The sequence below is a fragment of the Lacihabitans sp. LS3-19 genome, from assembly GCF_024343575.1.
Taxonomy (GTDB): domain Bacteria; phylum Bacteroidota; class Bacteroidia; order Cytophagales; family Spirosomataceae; genus Leadbetterella.
On sequence record NZ_RJUA01000001.1, the window covers coordinates 284,770 to 308,214 of the forward strand.

Annotated in this window: 18 protein-coding genes; 11 read left to right on the forward strand and 7 right to left on the reverse strand. The window is 35.6% G+C overall.

Annotated features, from left to right (window positions below; all coding sequences use genetic code 11):
- Window positions 1-53: 53 nt before the first annotated feature.
- The 7 genes from EGI22_RS01145 to metG form a co-directional block, all read right to left on the reverse strand.
- Window positions 54-1,736 carry a S41 family peptidase gene (locus EGI22_RS01145; protein ID WP_255065794.1) on the reverse strand — a complete coding sequence of 561 codons (1,683 nt, stop codon included), beginning with the start codon at window positions 1,734-1,736 and terminating at the stop codon, window positions 54-56.
- A 141-nt stretch (window positions 1,737-1,877) separates the two neighbouring features.
- Window positions 1,878-2,426: a hypothetical protein gene (locus tag EGI22_RS01150; RefSeq protein ID WP_255065795.1), complete on the reverse strand. Its 549-nt coding sequence runs from the start codon at window positions 2,424-2,426 to the stop codon at window positions 1,878-1,880.
- Window positions 2,427-2,470: 44 nt separating this feature from the next.
- Window positions 2,471-3,967 (reverse strand): M20/M25/M40 family metallo-hydrolase, encoded by a 1,497-nt coding sequence (locus EGI22_RS01155; protein WP_255065796.1) that lies wholly within the window; start codon window positions 3,965-3,967, stop codon window positions 2,471-2,473.
- A gap of 189 nt (window positions 3,968-4,156) precedes the next feature.
- Complete coding sequence (locus EGI22_RS01160) at window positions 4,157-5,602, reverse strand: ATP-binding protein (protein WP_255065797.1); 1,446 nt, start codon at window positions 5,600-5,602, stop codon at window positions 4,157-4,159.
- 177 nt (window positions 5,603-5,779) lie between these two features.
- Window positions 5,780-6,397, reverse strand: coding sequence for a DUF6624 domain-containing protein (locus EGI22_RS01165; protein ID WP_255065798.1), 618 nt, complete (start codon window positions 6,395-6,397; stop codon window positions 5,780-5,782).
- Between the two features lie 74 nt (window positions 6,398-6,471).
- On the reverse strand, window positions 6,472-6,699 hold the full coding sequence (locus EGI22_RS01170) for a DUF433 domain-containing protein (RefSeq protein WP_255065799.1): 228 nt from the start codon (window positions 6,697-6,699) through the stop codon (window positions 6,472-6,474).
- A 113-nt stretch (window positions 6,700-6,812) separates the two neighbouring features.
- A complete protein-coding gene (metG, locus tag EGI22_RS01175) occupies window positions 6,813-8,879 on the reverse strand; it encodes a methionine--tRNA ligase (RefSeq protein ID WP_255065800.1) in 2,067 nt (688 codons plus the stop codon).
- Between the two features lie 181 nt (window positions 8,880-9,060).
- Here metG and EGI22_RS01180 point away from each other — a divergent pair, with 181 nt between their 5' ends.
- The 11 genes from EGI22_RS01180 to EGI22_RS01230 all read left to right on the forward strand — a co-directional run bounded on the left by EGI22_RS01180 (window position 9,061) and on the right by EGI22_RS01230 (window position 23,426).
- A complete protein-coding gene (locus EGI22_RS01180; RefSeq protein ID WP_255065801.1) occupies window positions 9,061-9,249 on the forward strand; it encodes a hypothetical protein in 189 nt (62 codons plus the stop codon).
- On the forward strand, window positions 9,250-9,828 hold the full coding sequence (locus EGI22_RS01185; protein ID WP_255065802.1) for a zeta toxin family protein: 579 nt from the start codon (window positions 9,250-9,252) through the stop codon (window positions 9,826-9,828).
- 621 nt (window positions 9,829-10,449) lie between these two features.
- Window positions 10,450-12,981, forward strand: a complete 2,532-nt coding sequence (locus tag EGI22_RS01190) for a 3-coathanger stack domain-containing protein (RefSeq protein WP_255065803.1) — start codon at window positions 10,450-10,452, stop codon at window positions 12,979-12,981.
- 134 nt (window positions 12,982-13,115) lie between these two features.
- A complete protein-coding gene (locus EGI22_RS01195) occupies window positions 13,116-13,997 on the forward strand; it encodes a hypothetical protein (protein ID WP_255065804.1) in 882 nt (293 codons plus the stop codon).
- Window positions 13,998-14,116: 119 nt separating this feature from the next.
- Entirely contained in the window at window positions 14,117-14,983 is an 867-nt protein-coding gene (locus EGI22_RS01200; protein ID WP_255065805.1) for a hypothetical protein, read from the forward strand.
- Between the two features lie 668 nt (window positions 14,984-15,651).
- Entirely contained in the window at window positions 15,652-16,725 is a 1,074-nt protein-coding gene (locus EGI22_RS01205) for a triple tyrosine motif-containing protein (RefSeq protein ID WP_255065806.1), read from the forward strand.
- A 24-nt stretch (window positions 16,726-16,749) separates the two neighbouring features.
- Window positions 16,750-17,382: a response regulator transcription factor gene (locus tag EGI22_RS01210; protein WP_255065807.1), complete on the forward strand. Its 633-nt coding sequence runs from the start codon at window positions 16,750-16,752 to the stop codon at window positions 17,380-17,382.
- Between the two features lie 206 nt (window positions 17,383-17,588).
- Complete coding sequence (locus tag EGI22_RS01215) at window positions 17,589-17,921, forward strand: LytTR family DNA-binding domain-containing protein (RefSeq protein ID WP_255065808.1); 333 nt, start codon at window positions 17,589-17,591, stop codon at window positions 17,919-17,921.
- 73 nt (window positions 17,922-17,994) lie between these two features.
- Complete coding sequence (locus tag EGI22_RS01220; RefSeq protein ID WP_255065809.1) at window positions 17,995-20,880, forward strand: ELWxxDGT repeat protein; 2,886 nt, start codon at window positions 17,995-17,997, stop codon at window positions 20,878-20,880.
- Window positions 20,881-21,340: 460 nt separating this feature from the next.
- Window positions 21,341-22,588, forward strand: a complete 1,248-nt coding sequence (locus tag EGI22_RS01225; RefSeq protein ID WP_255065810.1) for an efflux RND transporter periplasmic adaptor subunit — start codon at window positions 21,341-21,343, stop codon at window positions 22,586-22,588.
- A 160-nt stretch (window positions 22,589-22,748) separates the two neighbouring features.
- Window positions 22,749-23,426 (forward strand): ABC transporter ATP-binding protein, encoded by a 678-nt coding sequence (locus tag EGI22_RS01230; RefSeq protein ID WP_255065811.1) that lies wholly within the window; start codon window positions 22,749-22,751, stop codon window positions 23,424-23,426.
- The last annotated feature ends 19 nt before the right edge of the window (window positions 23,427-23,445 follow it).

A 23,445-nucleotide genomic window follows, 5' to 3' on the forward strand; every position in this document is an offset into this window, starting at 1 on the left:
AAATATATAAATTAATATTTTTTCCTGAAATTCTTAATGCTTTTTCCTGAAAATCATTGATTTGTAATAATGGAAATGGCTTTTTCTAAAAGTTCATCTCGATTTTGTTTTATTCCCTTTATAGTAGGTTCAACATAAATATTCGGTATTATACCTACTCTTTGAGTCTTTGTGCTATCTGGATAGTAAACACCACTACCGGTCATCCAGGTAGATAAACCACCTGGTAGTTGAATCAATGAAACATCACCGTCAGCTCCTGCAGTTGTACTCCCTAAAATAGTTGTGTTCTGACCTGCCCTAAAAGCCATAGCGGTAAACTCTGCTTGGCTTTGGGTTTCTTCATTTACTAACACCACTAATTTTTCTTTATATTCCTCAATGCCATATGTAATGCTAAGTTTCTGAGCGAATCGAAACTCCCCAGGAGTATTAAAAACAAAGTTTGTAAGACTTGCAAAAGGTGAATTTTTTTTAACAAAATATGAGCCAAGTGAATAAGGTACAAACGTGGATGGGTAGTTTCTTATATCGATTACTATTCCTTTGGTATTTTTAAAGTCTTTTATAATTTGAATTACATCTTCATCTGTTACTCTGTCAAGTGTTACATAGCCAACATTTCCCTTTAATATTTTGAAGGACTTTTCGCTGTTTATAATTCTTTTTTTGTCGTAGTTGTCCCAATTAAATAGAATAATTTTTTTGGTCGTTTTATCATTCAAAGTGATTATAAGCTCATTTGTTTTTGACCTTAATAAATTGGAACATACCATTCGCATTCTCATTGCATCATTTGAACCTGGACTTAATACTTTTCTTTCAGAAATTATGTCTTTAATTGGCCTCCCATTAATATGGGTTATGACATCACCCAAAGAAAGTGAATGATTAAACCCCTTTTCTAGTTGATAAACCACAATTTGTCCTTCAACATATTTTAATTTAATTGGAGCAAAATTATTACCTAGGTAATTATCTAATTTGTCTGCAAAATTTAACTGGGCATGACTATCATGAACTTCTCCGAGCAATTTTACAACTGTCATCTCATATTGTAGCTCATCTTTGGCATAAACAAACTCTGAGATATACATTTTTAAAACATCATTCCAATTGCCTTCATTTAGATACTTATAAGGGAAAAAGTACTCAATAATATTCCAATATCTATAAAGTGCTAATAATCTATACCCAGCATCAGGATATTGAAAACTTTTATAAGCATCTTCATTCAAAAATTCAGGGTTCCCAATGTCGGGTACTTGCTTTATATAATAATGTTCTTTTTGATTTCTATTACTATAAATGAAATGAAGGTTTTTACTTAGTTTTTTGGACACATTACTGGCATCCAACCAGCTGTGGTCTGCAAGTAAAAATGAGAACTTAGACGATTCGTAACAATGATTACAGGCTGGAATATTTCCTAAATCAGAAATCCAATCTACAAGAAGTTCATTTCTTGAAGAAGTATTTCCAGCTTCTAAATAATCAGGTAAGATTTTAAATAACTCATAGTCCCAGTTGTATTTACCGGAAGCAACAGCTGGGTGGTGATATTTTAGAAAGCCCCAAACTTTTCCAAGTAATACAAGGTCATTTATATCATCTATTGTCAATGAACCGAACTCAACTTTAGAACCTTTCGTATATTTTAAATTTTCAACTGAAGTAGTATTGTCGTTGCAGCTTAAAATTAAGAAGCTGATAAAACATATTAAAATCAGTTTCATTCGTTTGACGCTTTTATATTGTTAATTATTAAGTTCGATTAGATTTTTATCAAATTGCTTTGAGGTATTGATTTGTTCTTAAGTATTGCCTTGTTATAATTCAACAAATTTTTATCAATTTTATTATTAGGTTAGCTACTTTTACCTAATCCTCACCCCAACCTTTAACCCCCATGTTCCAATTTTTGAGGTAATTTTCTGTCCCAAAGCCGGATAGGAGGCAATTCCGTATTCTATTTTTGCAAAAAGCCTTTTTCCCAAATTAGCTCCCGCATCAAACCTGGTTTCGTGTCCTATAACTCTACCGTCGGTATCTTGTTTGATTACCTGATTAAAAAGTAAACTATAGCCGAAGAATGGCACAATGTTTTTTTGTTGTTTGAGATTGTGGGTAATATGAACCCCATAAAAAGAGATGCCATAGTTTTTGGTGCTTTTCTTGATAGGTGGAATGGCAGTATAACCCAATGGAAAAGAAATGTATGCAGCAGGCTTATTTTTAAAACCCGAAACCTGCCATCCGTAATCCAGAGCGAAAGCAAATCCAGTTTTTGATATATCTGTAAAATTAGACTTTCGGACACCCGTGTAGCCCATTTCAAAAGTGATTTTTTTTGGAGATTTTTCTAATTCTTGGGCAAAGGAAAAAAATGCCGAAAGAATGAAAAACAGAAGCAAGAGTTTTTTCATGAATGAAAATTTGTGAAACAAATCACAAATATATCTCTTTTGTTTCATAATTTTTGTGTCAAAACCGCCAAAACCATCCTAATACCTTCTTCGTAATTCCCTATTCTGATGTTTTCATTAGGTCCATGTATATTGTTGTCAGGATTCGGAATTCTTAAAGAAACAGCAGGCACATTTAGGGTTTCTATAAACGATGCCATAGGCTGAGATCCACCAGTAGCTCTAACTTTAATGTGTTGGTCAACAGCTCTTAACATCGCACTTCCCAGCCAAGAGCCTATCTCAGAATCCATCGGAGTTCTGAAGGGTAAAGAACCTTCTTTTTGTTTAAAGGTTGCCATGGTTTTGTATTTGGCTCTTTGTTCGTCAGTTGGAAAGCTATCGATTAGCGTTACGCCATTATTTACCAAATATTTACGAATCAAATCCATCTGCCTTGGGCCTGGTGTTTCGGGTACCAAGCGGAGGTCTAGTTCTGCTATTGCCATGTTGGGTATAGTTGTTCTGACTTCTTTTCCCACCCATGCTGCCCGCATGCCTCTTATATTGAGACTAGGAAACTGCATGGCTTCTTGGTAGCTTTCACCTACTTTTTCGGCTTCGGCTATACCTATTTCTGCGTTTAGATCTGCCATATTTTCGGGGATTTCAGCGAAAGATTTTTTGTCAGCAGCCGTTATTTCTACGCCATCATAAAAGCCAGGAATAATTACTCTTCCATCGTCGTCTTTCATTCCCGCCAGCAATTTGGCAAGTTTAAAGGCTGGGTTCGGGGCGTAGTTGCCATACTGACCACTGTGGAGGTTTTCCTTGGCACCAAACACCGTGAGCGTAGCAGTGGCTATGCCTCTAGCACCAAACATAATGGTCGGAATATTGGATATGTGCCGAGTGCCGTCCATAATAACGAGGCGGTCGGCATCTAGTAATGTTCTGTGTTTTTTTACCAAACTCGCTATAGTTGGAGAGCTCAGCTCCTCCTGAAAATCCATTATTACTTTGATGTTATATTCAGGCTTAATGTTTAGTTTTTTAAGAGATTTTAGTGCCGTAATAAAACACATGGCCGGACCTTTTGAGTCAGAAGCCGAGCGAGCAAAAATCTTATAATCAAGGTCAATGCTCTGTGCCAATGTTAGCCAAGAAACCTCTTTGCCCTCTTTATTTTTTAGTACAGGCTCAAATGGGCTTTTTTGATTCCATGCCGTGCTATCTACAGGTTGTCCGTCTATTTGGAGATAAAAAAGTACATTTTTTAGAGAAGGATTTACAATGTATTCGGCATAAAGATGAGGTATCCCATCAGATACAATCTCTTGAGTTTTAAAACCCAAATCTTTAAAAGTTGCCTCACACCAAGTTAAATTCGTACGGATTTGCGTTGGATAATTACCGTCATTAGGTAGTTTTAAAAATTCTCTAAATGTTTCCAATGAGTTTTTTAAATCGGACTTTGTGACATCTTGGATTTCTTTTTTAGAGAGCTTTTGACCCCATGCCGACAGGTTAAAACATAAAAGAATGACAAGGAAGATTTTCATATTATAAGGTTTTAGGTATTTAAAATACCCATTTGGTTTTTATGATGTGAATATAAATAAAAATTGGGAGAGAGGTAAGAAAAGGACATTATTATGGTATTTTCACCTAGTAGTCATAATAGTTTCAAGTAAATTTATTTTTGATACCTGGAGAAATGTGGTTTAAAAAGTAAGATTTCTCCAAGTATATCAATTTTCAAATAGTTTATCCATAGTTACTTCGTTTACAATTTCCTCTTGGTAATATTGGTTTTTCAAGGCTGGATAAGTGGTAAGTAGTGTGGTAAAAAGAGCTTTTTTGGGATCTGTAACATGCTTAAAGATTGTTTTTTTTATTCTTAGTTTTTCTGCATATTCTTTGGTAATGATGAAATTTTCCTTCGTAAACTTGGCCTCACATAGATTTACGCATTGGTCTGCTCTGTCTATCAATAAGTCTATTTGAGCACCGGGGTAAGTTTCATCTCCAGTAAACTTCCAAGAGCTTTGTTGTGTGATTACGCTTTCTATACCAAGTGCTTTTTTTATTTGAGAGATGTGCATAAGACAAATGTTTTCATAGGCATATCCGCTCCAAGCAGAAAAGCTACTTTGTTGTGAAAGAATTTCCCAAGAATTTGCTCCTGCATGTCTTTGTGGAGCTATAAATTTAAGATAAAACAAGGAGTATAAGTCAATGAGCTTGTATAATGTATCTTTCTTTTTGTTATGAAAGGGAGGGATTAAAATTACGAAGTCACTTTCTAGCAATTCTTCTAAGGCTCTGGTTAAAGAGCCTTCAGCTATTTTGGTTATTTTGCTAATATCGGTCCTAGACAAACCTTGAGGTTTTGCCGCCAGGGCTTCTATAATGCTCACATGATTTTCGGCATTTTTAAATATTGAATAATATAACTGAGCATATTCGTCAAATAGTAGTCCTTCTTTAGAGAAGCATAAGTTATTGATTATCTGTGTGGAACTTTGACCTTTTACGACTTCATTCAAATAAAAAGGAATACCCCCCATAGTCATGTAGAGTTCAAGTATCTGATATTGAGGGAGATTGATCTCTTTTGATTTTAAAAACAATTCGGTTTCTTGTAAGCTAAAAGGCGATAATTTTATTCGTTGGCTGACTCTATTGTACAAGCCACCTCTTGCTGAAATTAGTTTTTTGCGAATCCATGAGGAGGCCGAGCCACAGGCTACCAACAACACATTTTCAAGTTTAGCGGCGTGTTGGTTCCAGAAATATTCCAAAGCAGGCACAAAGCCCGATTTGGGGGAGTCTATCCATGGCATTTCGTCGATAAATACCACATGCTTTGTTTTAGTTGCTTTTAGGCCTTCTAGATAGTTTGCCAAATACCCAAAAGCCTCAAACCAAGTTTTGGGTGGTTTAGTTTCTTTTTTACCTTGGGTTTTGTTTAAATACACAGCAAAAAAATTAGCTAGCTGTTCACTTCTACTGGCATCTTTTGAACCAGTAAAGTCAAATACAATTTGGCTTTTGAAATGCTGCCTGATTAAGAAAGTCTTACCCACACGTCTACGCCCATAAACTGCTAAAAATTCAGACTCAGAAGATTCCAGAATTTTATTAAGTTTTGTTATTTCTTTTGCTCTACCAACGATTTTTGAATTATTTTCCATATACGATACTTGGAGAAATGTGTGTAAAAATATCACATTTCTCCAAGTATACAAAATTATATCTGGAGAAATGTGTTAAAAAAAGTGAGATTTCTCCACATATAATAGTATATTTTGAATATAAATATCAGAAAAACAGATGATTATATTTTTTTGTTTACAAAACTATAATATGATTTATTTTTTCTTCAAATTTCCTCTGAATCTAGAGTTCATCATTTGTATATATTCTTCAATGGGTGGAAGTCCCAGTTCCAGTCTCCTCTGATTGAGATTTTTAGGATCAATACATTTCTTTGGCTGATAAGAAGTTTCGTCTTCGTTCAACTCCATTTGAGTGCCATAAATCTGTTCTTGTGAGGTGTTCACCTTTACTCTGTCTGTCAAATATGCAAAATTGGCTTTTGATGCATTTTGGTTCAAAACTTCTTTCTCCATCAAGTCTAAAACAAGAATCTGAAAATCAGGATGCTCATCTTGATGTTGCATTAATAACCAAAAACTTCCAGAGCCTTCTTTACCGACCAAATCAAAACCTGGGAACCCAAATTGCTCCAAGATTTTTTTTAGTTCATGATAGTTTGAGCTATCAACTTGAATCATTTTTTCTGAAATTTGGTCTTTATTTAGATTTGTGGTAACTGGATCACCATTTTGAAGCTTTGTAGATTCATTTCTCCAAAACTGGTCTACTTTTTTTAGGCTGTCTAAGCGAGAAATTAAATTTCCATTTAAGGTTTTTTGGGAGAACGTTGAAAATGTGAGTAGTGTAAAAAATAGAGTAAGAAATTTCATGAAAAACGTGAAGCTAAATTTGAAATAATAGATCAAAATAGCTATAAAACTCCGTATTCTGATTGGTTCCATTATCAAGTAAGTATGGTCAATATCATAGACTCCCTATTTGCAGAAAAAGCAAGGGCAGTAAAGATAGCTTGCTCCGTAAGTTGCGGAAAATCTTTTAATATTTCGGCATGAGTCATTCCCGATGCTAGCCACCTAAGTACATCTGAAACCGCAATGCGTGTTCCAGAAATGCATGGTGTCCTAAACCTTATTTGTGAGTCAATACTTATCAAATTTGAGTTTGCTATCATATTGAAAAATATATTTAATCAAATATAAATGTATTTTTTAACCTTTTCATTACTTCGAAAATTATAATCTAACATGAAAACAATTAATGTATTGGAATATCATTAATTCCCCCTCAACTCACCCCAGCACCACTCCAAACTTCCTTATGTGGTTGCAAAAGAGCCAATGAGCCGTCTTTGTCTTCGGCCATCAGAATCATGCCTTGGGACTCTATGCCCATCATAAGTCTTGGGGCTAGATTGGCTATGAAAGTCACTTGTTTGCCTACCATTTCTTCAGGAGAGAAATGCTCCGCTATGCCGCTTAAAATCGTGCGTTTTTCTAAACCATCGTCTATTAAAAATTTCAACAGTTTCTTGCTTTTTTTCACGGGTTCAGCCTCCAATATGGTGCCTATTCTAATGTCCAGTTTTGCAAAATCATCAAATTGTATGTTCTCTCTTATCGGAGCCACAGTCTTTCCTTCCAGTTCATTCATGCGTTTGGCGTCGAGTAGTTTTTGTACTTGTTTGGTTATTGTTTCATCTTCTATTTTCTCAAAAAGCAAGGTTCCTGAGCCTATTTCTAGTCCTGCAGGCACCAAATCAGGATTTCCAGCATCCACCCATTCGCGTTGTACACCTTTTAAATTCCAGCCATTAAGTCTTAGTTGGTCATATATTTTTTGAGACGTAAACGGCAAAAACGGCTCGGCCACAATCGCCAAAGTCGCCGTAATCTGCATCGCAATGTTCATAATCGTTTTTACACGTTCTGGGTCTTCTTTTATGGCTTTCCAAGGTTCGGTTTCTGCCAAATATTTATTTCCCAATCTGGCAATCTCCATCATACCCGACAGGGCATCTCTGAACTTGTAGTTTTTTATCGAGTCAGAAACCTGACAAGGCAAATCCGCCAATGCCTTAAGCGTCAGTTCGTCTATTTCTAGCAGTTGACCTCTTTCGGGTACTATTCCTTCGTAAAACTTCTGCGTAAGCACCACCGTGCGGTTCACAAAGTTGCCGAAGATACCCACCAATTCTGAGTTGTTTTTGGTCTGGAAGTCCTTCCATGTAAAGTCATTATCTTTGGCTTCAGGAGCATTCGCGGCCAAGGCATATCTAAGCACATCTTGTTTGCCAGGAAACTCCTCCAGATATTCGTGCAGCCACACCGCCCAGTTTCTCGAAGTCGAAATCTTGTCGTTTTCGAGGTTCATAAACTCGTTGGCAGGCACATTGTCAGGCAAAATAAACGAACCTTCGGCCATCAATGTCGCTGGAAAAATAATACAGTGAAACACGATATTGTCTTTACCGATAAAATGCACCAGCTTGGTGTCTTCCGACTTCCAATAATCCTCCCAGTTTTTCCCTACCACAGCTGCCCATTCTTTGGTCATCGAGATATAACCTATCGGTGCATCAAACCACACATAGAGTACTTTGCCGTCTGTATTTGGCAAAGGCACCTTTACGCCCCAGTCCAGGTCGCGGGTCATGGCACGAGGCTGCAGGCCTTGTTTCAACCAAGACTGGCACTGACCAAATACATTCGGCTTCCATTCAGGGTGGCTGTTTACATATTTTTCTATCTCTGGCTGCATGCGGTCAAGCGGCAGATACCAGTTTTTAGTGCTCTTCATCACAGGTTTAGCACCCGATATCGTCGACTTAGGATTGATCAATTCGGTTGGCGAAAGCGACGAACCGCACTTCTCACATTGGTCGCCATAAGCACCCTCGTTGTGGCAAACGGGACATTCACCCACAATGTATCTGTCGGCCAAAAACTGTTGTGCAGCCTCATCAAAATATTGTTCGGTTTCAACTTCGTCAAAAAAACCTTTGTCATACATGGTCTTAAAAATCTCCTGCGAAGTCTCATGGTGAACCTGGTTGGAAGTCCGCGAGTAAATATCAAACGAAATCCCAAACTGCTCAAACGAATCCTTGATAATGCCGTAGTATTTGTCCACCACCGCTTGTGGCGTTGTACCTTCTTTTTTGGCCTTGATTGTAATCGGCACGCCATGCTCATCGGTACCGCTGATAAAAGCCACATCTTTGCCTTTCAGTCTCAAATAACGCACATAGATATCAGCTGGCAAATAACAGCCCGCCAAGTGACCAATATGAATGGGCCCATTGGCATAAATCAAAGCAGCGGTTACAGTATATCTTTTCGGATTGTTCTTCATCGTATCTTTCGTAGAAAATTAAGGTGCAAAGTTAGCTTTTTTGAGACAATTTTTGAGTAATTATTTATGCAATAGATTTCAATAAAAAAGAAATTTTATGTTTTTATTAATAAAAGTATTTTATTTTGCATAAAAAAAATGGTTTGTCGTTTTAATGGAGTTACATTTTAGATAAAATTTTATGACAGAAGAAGAGTTAAATTTGTTTTTAATTAAATCGCAGAAACTAAAATCAAAAAATATGATGGTTTTAGACAGAGAATCAAAAGGTTTGATTGATAGAATGAATGAACAATATTCAAATCATAAGAAAAAAGATAAATTTGCAAAGAAACAGAAAATTGCATCTATAATTTATCCAGGTGTTTAAATGTCAGATAAACCTGCCTTCGTAGTTATTGCAGGACCAAATGGCTCAGGAAAGTCATTTTACTCTTCTCAAAAAAGTGATGCACTTATTAGTGATTTCGAAATAAAAAGTTTTGATTTCGACTTGGCCTATTCAGATTTATTTCAGAAATTTATTTCTATTATGACTCCTCAAATAGAGGAAAATCTTGCCTTTAGAGTTAAAGAAACATTTGAAGAAAAAATAGAACGGGCACTTCAAAATAAAATGAATTTTTCTTTTCAGACTAATTTTGATAATTCAACTAATGATAAGTGGCGGGAAAAATTTAAAGCTGCGGGATTTAAAACCTACTTGTATTTTTTATATCTAGATAGTACAGAATTATGTAAAAAGAGGGTTGCAAAAAGAGTAAATGAGGGTGGTCATTTTGTTAGCGATGTCACTATAGAAACTAGATATCTCCTTGGACTTCAAAATTTGGATGCGTATTTCGACCTATATGATGAAGTTAATATTATTGATACCTCAGATTCAGAAAATTTAAAAAAGGTACTTAAATTTAAAAATTCTGAAGTTGTTTTTTTGAGGAGGGTTTAGGAGACATCATCTTTAAAAACCAGTTGATAAAGATTAATTATTATCTGCAGAAATTTATTAATCAATTCTAAAAGTTAAAGTTAGCTTAAATTCTTTGGACATGCCCCCGCCACATTCCGCTATCGCTACATGTGTCAGGGTCGGTGACCTTCGGTCGCAAACTTCGCATTTTTATGCTCGTTTGTACTCCCGCTTTTGTGTCCGGTTAAAGCCAGGCCACAAAGAGCTCCACGACGATCCCTCATGCTGCTTAAAGGGTATAGAACATAAAACGTTTCTTATTAATAGCTTTATAACAAGGTCAATAAACTATACAAATATTGTCTGATATCAGTAAGCTTTTGATTGTGTAAATTCAAAAAAAACCAAAATTCAAAAATTGTACTAACCATTCAGTAAAGAAAATCGCTGTTTTAGCTAAATAAAGTAAAGCTTCTTGTAATCAATTATATAGCTTCGTTTTTACAATTATTCTAATAAGATTTAGACGTCGGAATAAAATTTTATGGAGAATTGATATTGTGTTTTTTGTCAAAAACAATCTTTTGCGACTAAAAAAGACGCCGTAATTCAAAATCAATTCTACCAAGTTTTTTTATTCATTGAAAATAAAAATAAATTATGAAAACGAAACTTTTCTTTTTGTTGATAATATGTTCTCAAGTTTTGGGTCAGCAGTTACCATCCAAAATCTCAGGAGCAAATAGCTATTTCAAATTAGAAGAAACTAAAAATCATGAACTAAATAGAATGACTACTTTTAAGAGGTTTAGTTTGTCGAATATTAAAAATGGTTATGAAGTATTTGATACAGAATTAAATAAGTTCTTTTTTTGGAATGGGAAGGATTGGGTTTTAACTCAATCAAAGTCAGAGCTTAAACTCAGTGAAAGATTAGATGAATCTGATTTACAGTTTTCGATAGCTGCAATTTGTGCTGACAATAATGTTTGCGGAGATGGTGGAGGCGGAAGTGGTGGAGGGAATACGCTTTTTCCTCCCAATATTACCGCGACAAATGTTTTTATTTGTTCGAATGTTGGGGGCGGAAATCCTACTAATACTACTTTGACGGCTAACGGTTGTAGAGCTGCTGAAAAAGTACAATGGTATTTTGGTGCTGATATACCTTTAGGTTCACCTACCTTGATTCGGACTAAAACCGTTAATCCATCAAATACAACTACTTATTTTGCTACTTGCGTATCACCTTACAATTTTAATTTCGAGTCTAATCGCTCTAATAAAATTACTATTTCGAAAATTGAAACTCTTCCTACACCCATTGCCAGTGCTTTTCCGCCCATTATAAATGCAGGAAACTATGTTACCCTTAATGCCCAGGGATGCCCTATTGGATCAAATTACAGTTGGGCAAATGGTGTGGGTGTCGGCGATAATGTTGTAAAAAATCCACTCGAAACCACAACATATAGTGTGGCTTGCAAGAAAGAAGTATGCAAAGGAAATTCGGCTAATTTGGTGGTTACGGTTCTTCAACCTCTGGTTACAGCGTCGAGTGATAGCATTTGTTATGATTTGGGAACACAAACTAGTAATTCGGTCACCCTAACATTATCAAATTGCAGTTCATCTATTATTTGGAGCAATGGTGAAACTACTCAAAGTATTAATATCGAGCCTAGCGAGTCGGCAATATATTACGCGAGTTGTGCTATTCCAGGTGGTAACTATGTATATTCGAATCTCAAAAGCATACATGTTTCAAAGTCTCCAATAATTCAAAAAAATGTTGGGACCAACAATGATTTTGTTTTAACAGCCGCCTGCCAATCAGGATATTCCGTATTGTGGAGTACCTCCGAAACTACACCTAGCATTTCCGTACCGGACAATATTTTCGTAGAATATTTTGCATTTTGTATTTTTAACAATTGTTTTAGCAAGCCGACCAAAATAAAAATAAATGCCGCCCCTGTAATTTCTGCTAGCAAGCCTGTGGTATGTTATGGTCAAAATTTAACATTAACTGCCACGGGTTGTACAGGTACAGTTTTTTGGTATCGTAAGGATAATAATATATCTGGGTATTCTTTTGTGAGTTCAAGTAATCCATATTCATCTACAATACCTCTTGGTTTTGTTTCTGCCTATTCTTATAAAGCTACTTGTATAGATGTAACAGCTTCCCCGTATTCTAACGAAATTACAATTCCAATACAATCAGGCACAATTCCGCCAAGCCCTACCATTTCTATTAGCCCTATTGGTGGGATTATTAATCTTGGAAAAAACGTTACGCTGAGTTCATCAGGCTGTACTGGAAATACTACATTTTGGAGCACCGGAGAAAACATCAAACAAATAACCAAAACACCGGATATTACAACTACCTATTATTCATATTGCTATGCAGGATCTGGATGTCCTAGTAACTCAGCTATAAAAACTGTGACAGTTGTAAATGTGCCTCCACCTGTGGTTTCTTCTGTCAATAATAAAGTATGTTCGGGACAAAACACGGATTTGTTGGCAACGGGTTGTAATGGTACGGTACAATGGTATTTTAAACCTCAAAATAATCCATCTTCACCCTTTATTTTGGCAGGGTCTACAAACCCACTCAATATACCTATCTCTGAATCCTATATTTTTAAAAGTGAATGTCACGATTTAGGTGTTATTTCGGATTTTTCTGACGATTTAATTATAGAATTTTCTCCTAACCCTGTGGTAATAAATTTGACCGATAGTGAGCTTTCTTATGCTGCTATATTCATCAACGAATCTGTTGAACTACAAGCTTCAGGATGCCAATCTGGAGATACTTATTTATGGAATACCAATGAAACCACTTCGAGCATTGTGGTTTCTCCGCTAATAGAAACAACTTATATTGCAAAATGTGTAAACAATAGTTGCATAACTAATGGCAAGGATTATTTTGTGAAGGTGTGTCCAGATGTTCAAAGTTTTTTTTCACCTGGCAACAATTTCGGATCAACGCCTTCATCTCAGCCTTCACCCTCAAAGGTTATTTTGGCTAACAATACTATAAAAAATATTGGGACTAAAGTAGAATATCAGGCTTCTGAAAGCTTGTTGTTTCAACCAGGTTTTCAGGTAGATTCTGGGTCGATTTTTTTGGCTCAAATAGGGGGGTGTAAGGTACCCTCAGACACATTACCATAGATTCAAAATTAATTATTTTTTCTTATAACAATTTGTTAAGAAATATCCATTTTCTCAAAATTTAAGCATTTGTTTTTTGAATATATAATAGTTTCAAATAGCGTTTTATTCGTTAAATTTAATTTATAAATATCATGAAAACCAAAGTCCTATTTTTATCGATTTTTGTATTTGTTCATTTTTTCGCTTTATCACAAAGTATAGAATTAACGCCAAACAATACAATTAATATGCAAAATGCTGGAAACAACATTTATATTCAATCTAATGCAGTAATTGAGATTGTAGGACTCAGACACAATGGGTCTTTTTTAAGTCCCACAGCAACATTGTTAGATAATACCTTACTTCGGATGGAAGGTGCAGGAAATAATGGATTCGCATTTACAAATGCCAAAGCCAGAATTGACTTTACGGCAAGCGAAAACTGGAACAGCAGTAGTACCGGTTCCCAAATGAGGTTTTGGACCAATGCAAATGGAACGAATGCTATGCTGGAGCGGATGATTATTTCAAATAATGGAAATGTAGGAATTAATACATCTAGTCCCGATTCTAAATTACATTTAGTAGGTGGAGAAAATAATGGAACTACCGCATCGCTAAAAATCAGTAGTCCGGGAGCCAACATGATTCTGGATGGTAATGAAATAGATTCAGATGTTCCTATTTTTATAAATTATAATTCCAATAAAGATGTAAGTCTCGCTAAAGGCGGGGGATTAGTTTTTGTTGGTACTTTTGGTACAGGGATAAAAAGCATAATTAAAGAAACAGTTTCAATTCCCACTTTTACGGTATCGCCTAATAGTTGCTCAGCTGTATATGCTGATATGAATAATATTTCTCCTCAATCTACTTTTCATATATCTCCAGAGGGAGCCTTGGCCAATGGATTATTTATTGCCTATGCAAGGTATTCTTCTACTGGAGAGGTTGGAATTAGAATTTGTAATGTCACTTCCTCGAGTTCTGTCCAACCAGCAATTGATTTTCATATTACGGCAATTAAATAAAAAAATGTAGTTACAATTATTGAAAATACCATTACCTCAAAAACATTGCATATTTTCATATAAAAATTAGCATAATGAATTTATTTGTTTATAATTTAGAGAAAACTAAAAATATGATTATGAAAGGTTTAGCGATATTATTGGCGATTGTTTTATTTTCAGCTTGTGCGGATTTTAAACAGCAAGACATGGCGGTTAATTCACACTTTGAACTGGCCACTGCAGATGGTCAAACCAATAGTCCATGGGAAAATGGTCTTATTGATCATAAGATTGCAAACGTCACTCCACCCTATCCCGTACCTATATATTTTGACTCATTAACTCATCTTAAATATTCTGATAATCCGCTGTATTTTGCCAAAAATCATTTTAGATTGAACAACAATGTAAGTGAACCTATGCAAACTATTCAAGCTAATATCAATGCCATTGATGGTGTTTTTGTGGGTATAGTTAGACCCAATAGTACCTCAAGTATTTTGCCTGAAGAAGAGTTAATCATTGCTTTGGCTGTAGTTGAGAGAGTATGGTCCAGTTCTAATTGTCAAACCGAAAATGTGAGGTTTTTCAACAAAAATAAAACCAAATATTTTTTTAAATGTACCAATAGAGACTTAGGGACTTGGACGCGAATGTCATTAACTGACCCATTGATAGAAAAGTTTAATAACAACAAAAGGGGGTATTTTATTGGTAAAGACAATCTAGGTCATCATATTTTTCAGTATCCTTACACTAGTATGTACTTGTATATTGGCTATCATGGCACTTATGGCAGTACAAAAGAAAAACCAGAGCTTGTGGCTGTTGATAAGCCTTATTTTTCAAATGTGGAAAGTAATACTATTGGTTCGGTATTCACCAAATCTTCAGTTAGTCCACGGTATTTATCTACTATTGGTGGATCTGGGCCTCCAACATGTATAAACTTACCTTCTGGCCACTGGACCATAAGACCCTGTCCCAACAACTGTCCACAATGACATTAGGTAGCATTAAATTTGACTTATTTACGTTTTCTGCATTTTATAGTATGCTACCTACTTTGGTGGGGTTTGTTTTTTTTAAAAAGTTAAAGGTTTACTTTAAGGTGCTTTGGCTTAGTTTATTTTTGGGCAATTTGTTGATGTTGATTTCTAATGTTGATGTTTTATCAAAACACTTCAATACTCATTATTTCTATTATTATTCAATTCTAATTTCAGGTATTTGTTTCCCTCTATTTTTTTCTATTCTTCTTAGAAGGCTTCAAAATGTGATCTTGCTTTTTCCCATTTTTATAGTCATTTTTTTATCTTATGATTATTATAAAACGGGTTTCAAGGAGATGAATATTTTGCCTTATATATTTATCGATTTTTTTAATATTGTGGCTTGCATCTTGGCTTTTAGGCTTATTTCAAAATTGGATCTTTCTTTAAAGTATTTTCTGGGTATTCACCTATTTTATTCCTTTTATGACGTTGTCATAAACTTCGCCTCAAGCTATTTTTATAAATACCTAAATGAGCGAATTTTTAATCTTATTTGGTATAAAGCAAACCCAGTTGTCGGTCTAGTTTATTATACTTTTTTGGCGTATGTTTTTTATGTAGCTTCTAAAGAACAAAAGCCAAATTTCGAGAAAATCAAAGATTTCAATAATTGAAGAATGGCTAAATTTTTACTTATTGCTCTTGTTTTTATTTCTCTAAAATCTTTCAGTCAGGAAGTCAAAATTACCAGTTTTAGGAGTTCAGATACTTTTAATGACTCTTCCTATATTATTTCAGAAAAGCCACTAAAGCTAGATTATAGAAAGTCACATTTAATTGTTTCGTATATAGACTTATCTGATACATTAAGCCCAGTTTATGAGATAATGTTAACGGGGTTTGACGATAAGTGGATAAATGTCGGAAGTCAAACGGTTTATAATTATACAAATTTGTTTGGCGGGAAATACCAATTTAAGGTAAGGAACATGAGGTTTCCAGATAAGATTGCTAGTTTGAATTTTGAAATTGAGGAGGCTTTTTGGCAGAGACCTTGGTTTGCGGTCTCTATTGTTGGGTATTTAATGTTAATTGCTGGAATAATTTTTTATTTTTTTCAAACAGCTCGACTAAAGCAACAGAATAGATTCCAAACCGTAAGAAATGAGATTTCGTCAGATCTTCATGACGACGTAGGATCAACACTTGCCAACATTAGCTTTCTGACCGAAATAGCTCAAATGCGTTTAAAAGAGTCCAAAAGTTCTGATGTAGAAATGATTCTGGGAAAAATATTAGAAGACTCCAAGCTGATGGTACAGACTATGCGGGGACTTATATGGACCATAAAACCCGAAAATGATGATGCCGTAGATTTTTTTCTGAAAGTAAAAAACTTGGCTAATGACTTCTTGTCCCCGAGTGAGGTTAAGCTGAAGTTTGTTCAAAAAACCAAAAAGGACTTAAAGTTAAGCCTGGAAATACAGCGTAACCTTTTTTTGGTAATGAAGGAATCCATCCACAATATATTGAAACACGCCCATGCTACAGAAGTAGAAATAATCATAAAGTCAGAGGGGAGTTGGCTTCTCGTCCAAATGAAAGATAATGGGAAGGGATTTGATATAGGTGAGGCTTCTAGTGGAAATGGATTGATAAATATTCAAAAAAGAATTTTAAGTCTCAACGGTACTGTTGAGTTTATAAATGAAAATGGCCTTAAACTTAGGATTGCCATTCCGATGGTTTAATTCAGAATTTAAAACAATGATTACATGACAAAAATAGCTATTTTTGATGACAACAAAAGCTTTCTTGAAAGCCTCACATTTTTTTTAAAAGACAATCCAAGTTTTTATATCGTTGGGACTTTTAATAATGCCATTGACGCCGTCAAAAAAGTAAATAAAAGCACGCCAGATATTATCATAATGGATATTAAAATGCCAGAGGTATCGGGTATTCAGGCCGTAAAAGAGATTAAAGCAAAATACCCTGAAATTCAAATTCTTATGCATACGGTTTTTGAAGACGACGGGAGTGTTTTTGCGGCTATTTGTGCAGGTGCTAGTGGCTATATTTTAAAAGGGACCTCGCCAAATGACTTGTTGGCAGCATTGGAGGAGATAAAAAACGGCGGTTCGCCTATGACTCCCTCCATAGCTAGACAGGTTTTGACGCTCTTTCAAAATCAATTTCAAACCCAAACAGAATTCTATGATTTATCGCCAAGAGAAAAGGATATTTTGAGGTGCCTCGTCGATGGTCAAAGTTATAAAATGATAGCCGAAAGCCTCACAATCAGCTATCATACCGTGAATGCACACATTAGAAAAGTATATGAAAAACTGCACGTAAACTCTTCACAAGAAGCCATTTCAAAAGCCATAAGAGAGAGGTTGGTATAAAGATTCTTTATAAAAAACTGTCTTCAATTTAAAAAGCAAGGGCTTTTTTTGAAAGTCTAATAGGACTTAAAATCGACTTCTCAGAAATTGATTCTCAGTTATATTTTTTCATAAAATATAGCGAACATTCGCTATTTACTTAGGTATGTTTAATTCAGAAATTTGTACAAGAAAATTAAGAGTGAAACATCAAAGTACAAATTTCCATGAAAAACATCCTTGTAAAAATTGGCAGTAGAACAAAAGTAAACCCGATCCAGGTGGTTGCACTTTTTGCGGTAGACAATTATTCCAAAACTCTTTTGAGTACAGGTCAGGTGATTTTGACTTCCACACATTTGGGCTTGCTGGAAGAGAGGTTCAACTCTGAGAATTTTTTTAGAATTAACAGATCTTCAGTTATTAATTTCAATTATTTGAAAAGTTATGATGAAAAAAATTTCCTTTTTGCTAAGCTAAAAAACAATCTAGAGCTAAAAATTTCTCGAAGAAAAAGGAAGGATTTTAAAATGAAACTGGATGAGATTGTTAATGCTTAAACTGGAAAATTTATCTCACTGATTTTTTTAGATTTTGGTAATTCTATTCTTATGAAAGTCAAAAACATATTGATTGAAAATTACAAGTATTATTGACATGAAAAATATTTTATTTTTAGCCTTTTTCTCAATTATTCTTTCTGTCTATGGTCAGGGTATCCCTGTTTTTGGTCAGAGTCCGAGTTTGGTCTACGAAGGCAATTATTTTGGAAATTATACTGATATTGATAGAATTGTAAAGCTTAATACGAGCGGAACGGATATTATACTTTTTCCTTCCAATGACGAGTTTAATGGCAGAGAACTATGGAAATATGATGAAGCTACTGGCAATTCCACCCGTATTACAGATATAAATACAAACCTAAATGCTAGTTCAATTGGTGAGCTAACTTTTTTCAACAATCTGGCTTTTTTTGTAAATTACACGCCGCAAGGTGCAAAACTTTGGAGTTCAGATGGCACACCAGTAGGTACAAGTGTATATTTCGATATCTATCCTGGTACCCAAGCAATTCAGCCGAAGGAGTTGACGGTTGTTGGAAATCAAATGTTTTTTTCGGCAAGAAATGGCATCGAATTGTGGAAAACAGATGGTAACTACCCTACAGGAAATACTGTATTTGTCAAATCTATATATAATGATTCCGATATTGGGTCTATCTCTAAACTTTTTAAAGCAGGAACCAAACTTTTTTTTGTTTCTCAAACCTACAGTTTAAATGAATTCACTTTATGGTCTTCTGATGGAACCACACTCGGAACTATACCACTGAAAAACTTTGGATCATATTTCCCTGCATTATTTTATGAACACAATGGCAATTTGTTTTTTTTAGGAAACGATGGCATTTCAGGTTTCGAACTGTGGAAATCAGACGGCACTGTTGCAGGTACTCAAATGGTCGTAGATTTACAACCCGGCAGCCAAAGTTCCCATCCTATATTTTACACCACATTAAACGGACTTTTATATTTTTCTTCCAATAGCAGTATATATAAAACAGATGGCACAGCTGCCGGAACGGTGTTAGCACTAAACCATTCTGGTTCTAAATTAAAAGCATTAAATGGCTCCTTATATTTTGTTAAATCAGCATCTGGAAAAGGTGAAGAAATCTATAAATCCGATGGAACAAACGCTGGCACAGTTTTACTAAAAAGTTATGAATATTTTGATAATGGCAATGGACTGAATAGCCAAATTTCTTTTTTCGAAAATGGCACCTCTGATGTCTTTTTCAATATCAGAACGAGAGAGTTTGGCGATGAAATTTGGAAGTCTGGAGGTACAGCCGCAACAACCACCCTCCTGAAAGACATAAGAACTGGCATATTTGATAGTTCACCCTCAAACTATATCAAAAGTGGCAACAAGGTATATTTTACGGCAACAAATGGCCAAAATGGCTTTGGCTTATACAAGTCAGATGGTACCACTACTGGAACGGTTCGTTTGAGTAGTTTTATTGGGATAAACAACGGAACTTCACCTGATCAAATCGGAATCCTCAACAACTCCGTTTATTATAATGGATACTCTGGTTTCAATGAATCATTTTTTAGAATAAATACGGCTGTCAATCCAGGCAATTCTTGGAATTTAAAAATTAAAAACGTTTCTGATTACCTGGCATTTAATGGCAAAATATATTTTGGCGGAGAGTCTTCATGGGGCAAAGAATTATATGTAGATAACGAAACTTATTATCAGCCCTATAATGTGAAGGACATATATGCAGGAACCACCGGTTCTGTTCAAAACAGCAGTAATCCTGCACATTTGACGGCATTAAATAGTACACATTTTATGTTTGCGGCTGAAGATACAGATGGCATAGAGCTATGGAAATCTGACGGTACCTCAGCAGGTACCGTAAAAGTAAAAGATATTAACCCAAGTGGCGACAGTTTTCCAAGTTCATTGGTCAGCTTCAACAGCAATATGTATTTCTGGGCAAATACGCCCTCAGAGGGAGTAGAGTTATGGAAATCTGACGGTACTGCTGCTAATACCACCATAGTACAAAACTTTAATGGTTTCAATAGCTCAGCCGACCCAAATTCTAAAATTATTAATAATGGCTCCAAGCTTATTTTCGGAATGTATACAAACTATAATACAGGATACGAACTCTATTCTTCTGACGGAAACACCATAAGTCTGGTAAAAGATATAGCTGGAGGAATAAATAGTTCTAGTCCAAGTGATTTTATAAAAGGGTCTGGTTCAAATATATTTTTTACTGCAACTACAAAAACCTCAGGGAGGGAGCTATGGATTACAGACGGAACAAACGCCAATACGCATTTAGTAAAAAACATCCATCCAACAGGCTCAAGTTCGCCCAATCAACTGATTTTTCTTAACGGCATCCTTTATTTCACCGCCGACGACGGCACAAACGGCTTCGAACTCTGGCGTAGTGATGGAACCGAAGTAGGTACATATATGGTAAAAGACATCCATTATGGTATTTATAGTAGCACTCCATCAGATTTTTGTATAGTTAACAACGCCCTTTATTTCTCTGCAGAAGACGCACACCATGGCCGAGAACTTTGGAAAACAGACGGTACAGAAAGTGGAACAGTCTTGGCTTATAATGTAGCAGATGACTTCGTGACAGAAATAAATAGCTCCAATCCTTTTAACCTTTTTTTTGTTAATGGAACACTATATTTTTCAGCCGACAACAAGATTAACGGCAGAGAGTTTTTCCATTATAAACCATGTGAACTCACAGACGTTTCATTCAGTCAATTTTCAAGACTCAGGTCAAGTTCACAATCAAGCCTAGGCAGTATTGATGCCGCCAATAGTATTCAATATGGCAGAACAAATCATTTTCAGGCATCTTCTTCTATAACCCTAAGCCCCGGTTTTATGATAAAAGCCTCAGACAGTTACAGTAGCGTAAATAATGTTTTTACAGCCGAAATAAGGACTTGTTATTAAAGAAATCATCACTGCAATTGTTCTTTCGGGCATGCCCCTGACACATTCCGCTATCGCTACATGTGCCAGGGTCGGGCTCTCTGATCCCGCTTTTGTGTCCGGCCAAGGCCAGGCCACAAAGAGCTCCGCGACGATCCCTCATGCGGAGTTGGATTTCGAATACATGTTTATTTTACAAAAAGTACTTATCATTCTCAACTTTTCTTAGAAGTCTTCCCCCCACTTTTAGTTTCTTGAAAAAATAATAGCCTTAGTTGTACTTCTGATGCATACTTCCCTTATTTTTTCTTTTTAACAGCCTTTTTATCTCCAAAAAATTCCCAACGCAAACGGACAAAACACGTCCGAAAATGGACAAAATTGTCTTTCTGTTATTTAATAAATTATTGATTATAAGTGTGTTGTATTTTTGGCACGAAATAGGAATATTATAAAACACAAATGAAATAAACGAAAGATAATGGACGTAATAAAGCCGAAAAAATTCTGGAACAAACAAAAAATAACACTCACAATAATCGGTGTGGCATTGGTAGCTTTCATAAGCTATTTGGTATTCTTTTCAGATAAAAGATCAAAACTTAACGTAGACGCTGAAAAAATCACTATTTCTGATGTAAAAGAAGGAAACTTTGATGAGTTTATTATAGTACAAGGTGCTGTACAACCTCTAAAAACCATTCAATTAGATGCCATTGTAGGTGGCTACGTAACCCAAAAACTGGTAGAAGGCGGTACAAGAGTAGCGAAGGGAGAAATCATTTTAAGGCTTGAGAATCAACAATTAAAGTTAAATTTCCTTCAGTCAGAAACCGAGGCAAACAGATTGGTAAACGACCTGCAAAATACCAGACAAAGATTGAAAGTGGAGAAATTCACCTTGAGGAAAACGCTTTCTGAGCTGGAGTTTCAAATGGAACAGGCCAAAGATGCCTACGAACGCAATAAAAAACTCATTAAAGATAATGTGATTTCTGAGTCAGATTTTCAAAAATCTAAAAGAGAATATGAGCGTTATGTTAGCCAAAGAGGAATTGAAATAGAATCTCAAAAATATCAAGAAGAAAGCTCAAATCTACAGATCAAACAGTTGGAAGGCACACTACAAAGAACACAACGTAATGTAGACCTTTGGAGAGAAACTTTAGAAAATCTCGTAGTAAAAGCACCCGTTTCCGGACTTTTGTCATCTATAGATGTAGAAGTGGGATCAAACATCAACCAAGGGCAAAATATAGGTCAGATTGATGATTTGGATGGTTTCAAAATGCGATCAGATATCGATGAGCATTATATTTCTAGGATATTTCCAGGACTTAGAGGAAGTTTTGAGTTCAACGGAAAATCGCACGAGATAGAAATCATAAAAGTTTATCCTGAGGTAAAAAGTGGCCGTTTCGCAGTTGATTTGACTTTTACAGGCAAATCTCCAGATGGTATTAGAAGAGGTCAATCTTCACCAGTAAGGTTAGAACTTGGCAAAGCTGAAAAAGCAGTTTTGATTCCGGTTGGTGGATTTTTCTCAGATACAGGGGGCAACTGGATTTATGTTGTTGATGCTTCAGGAAAAAGAGCAGTGAAAAGAAACATTAGCCTTGGACGTAAAAACCCTGAATATTTCGAAGTGTTGAGCGGATTGAAATCAGGTGAGAAAGTGATAACAAGTGGTTATGAGAATTTTGGAGAGAAAGAAGTGTTGGTGTTTTAAGGAGCTTATTGGAACACTGATTTAAAAGATTGGACACGGATTTAATTGTTGAAAATTTCTGTCAAATTAATAATCAGAATAACAAAATAGAATATAAAACTTTTGAAATAAAAACAACGCCTACCCTGGCGTTCCTCAGATGAGGATTAGGGAATAAAATATGCTTAAAATCAGTAACTTAAAAAAAGTCTTCAGCACTGAAGAAATCGAAACTACCGCCCTAAACGGCATAGATTTAGAAATCAAAGATGGTGAATTTGTAGCCATTATGGGTCCGTCGGGATGCGGTAAATCTACCTTGCTTAATATCATTGGATTGCTTGACAATCCGAGCGAAGGAAGCTACACTTTCTACGACACCGAAGTAGCACAAATGAGCGAACGTCAGCGAGCTCAGCATCGTAAAGGAAACATCGGCTTTGTATTTCAAAGTTTTAATTTGATAGATGAGTTGACTGTTTTCGAAAATGTAGAATTGCCGCTTTTATATTTAAAAACTCCAACTGCTGAAAGAAAAATAATGGTGGAATCAGCTCTAACGCGTATGAATATGATGCATCGCCGTAATCACTTTCCCCAACAGTTATCTGGAGGACAGCAGCAGCGTGTTGCTATAGCAAGAGCCGTAGTAGCCAAGCCTAAGTTGATATTGGCCGATGAGCCAACGGGTAACCTGGATTCAACCAATGGAGAAGAAGTAATGAAGCTTATGATGGAACTCAACGCTGAAGGCACCACAATAGCTATGGTAACGCACTCGCCATATGATGCTAGTTTTGCTCATCGTATTGTCAATCTATTTGACGGTAAGATAGTTACGGAGAACTTTCATGTGTAAAAGCTTATGCTTATTCATC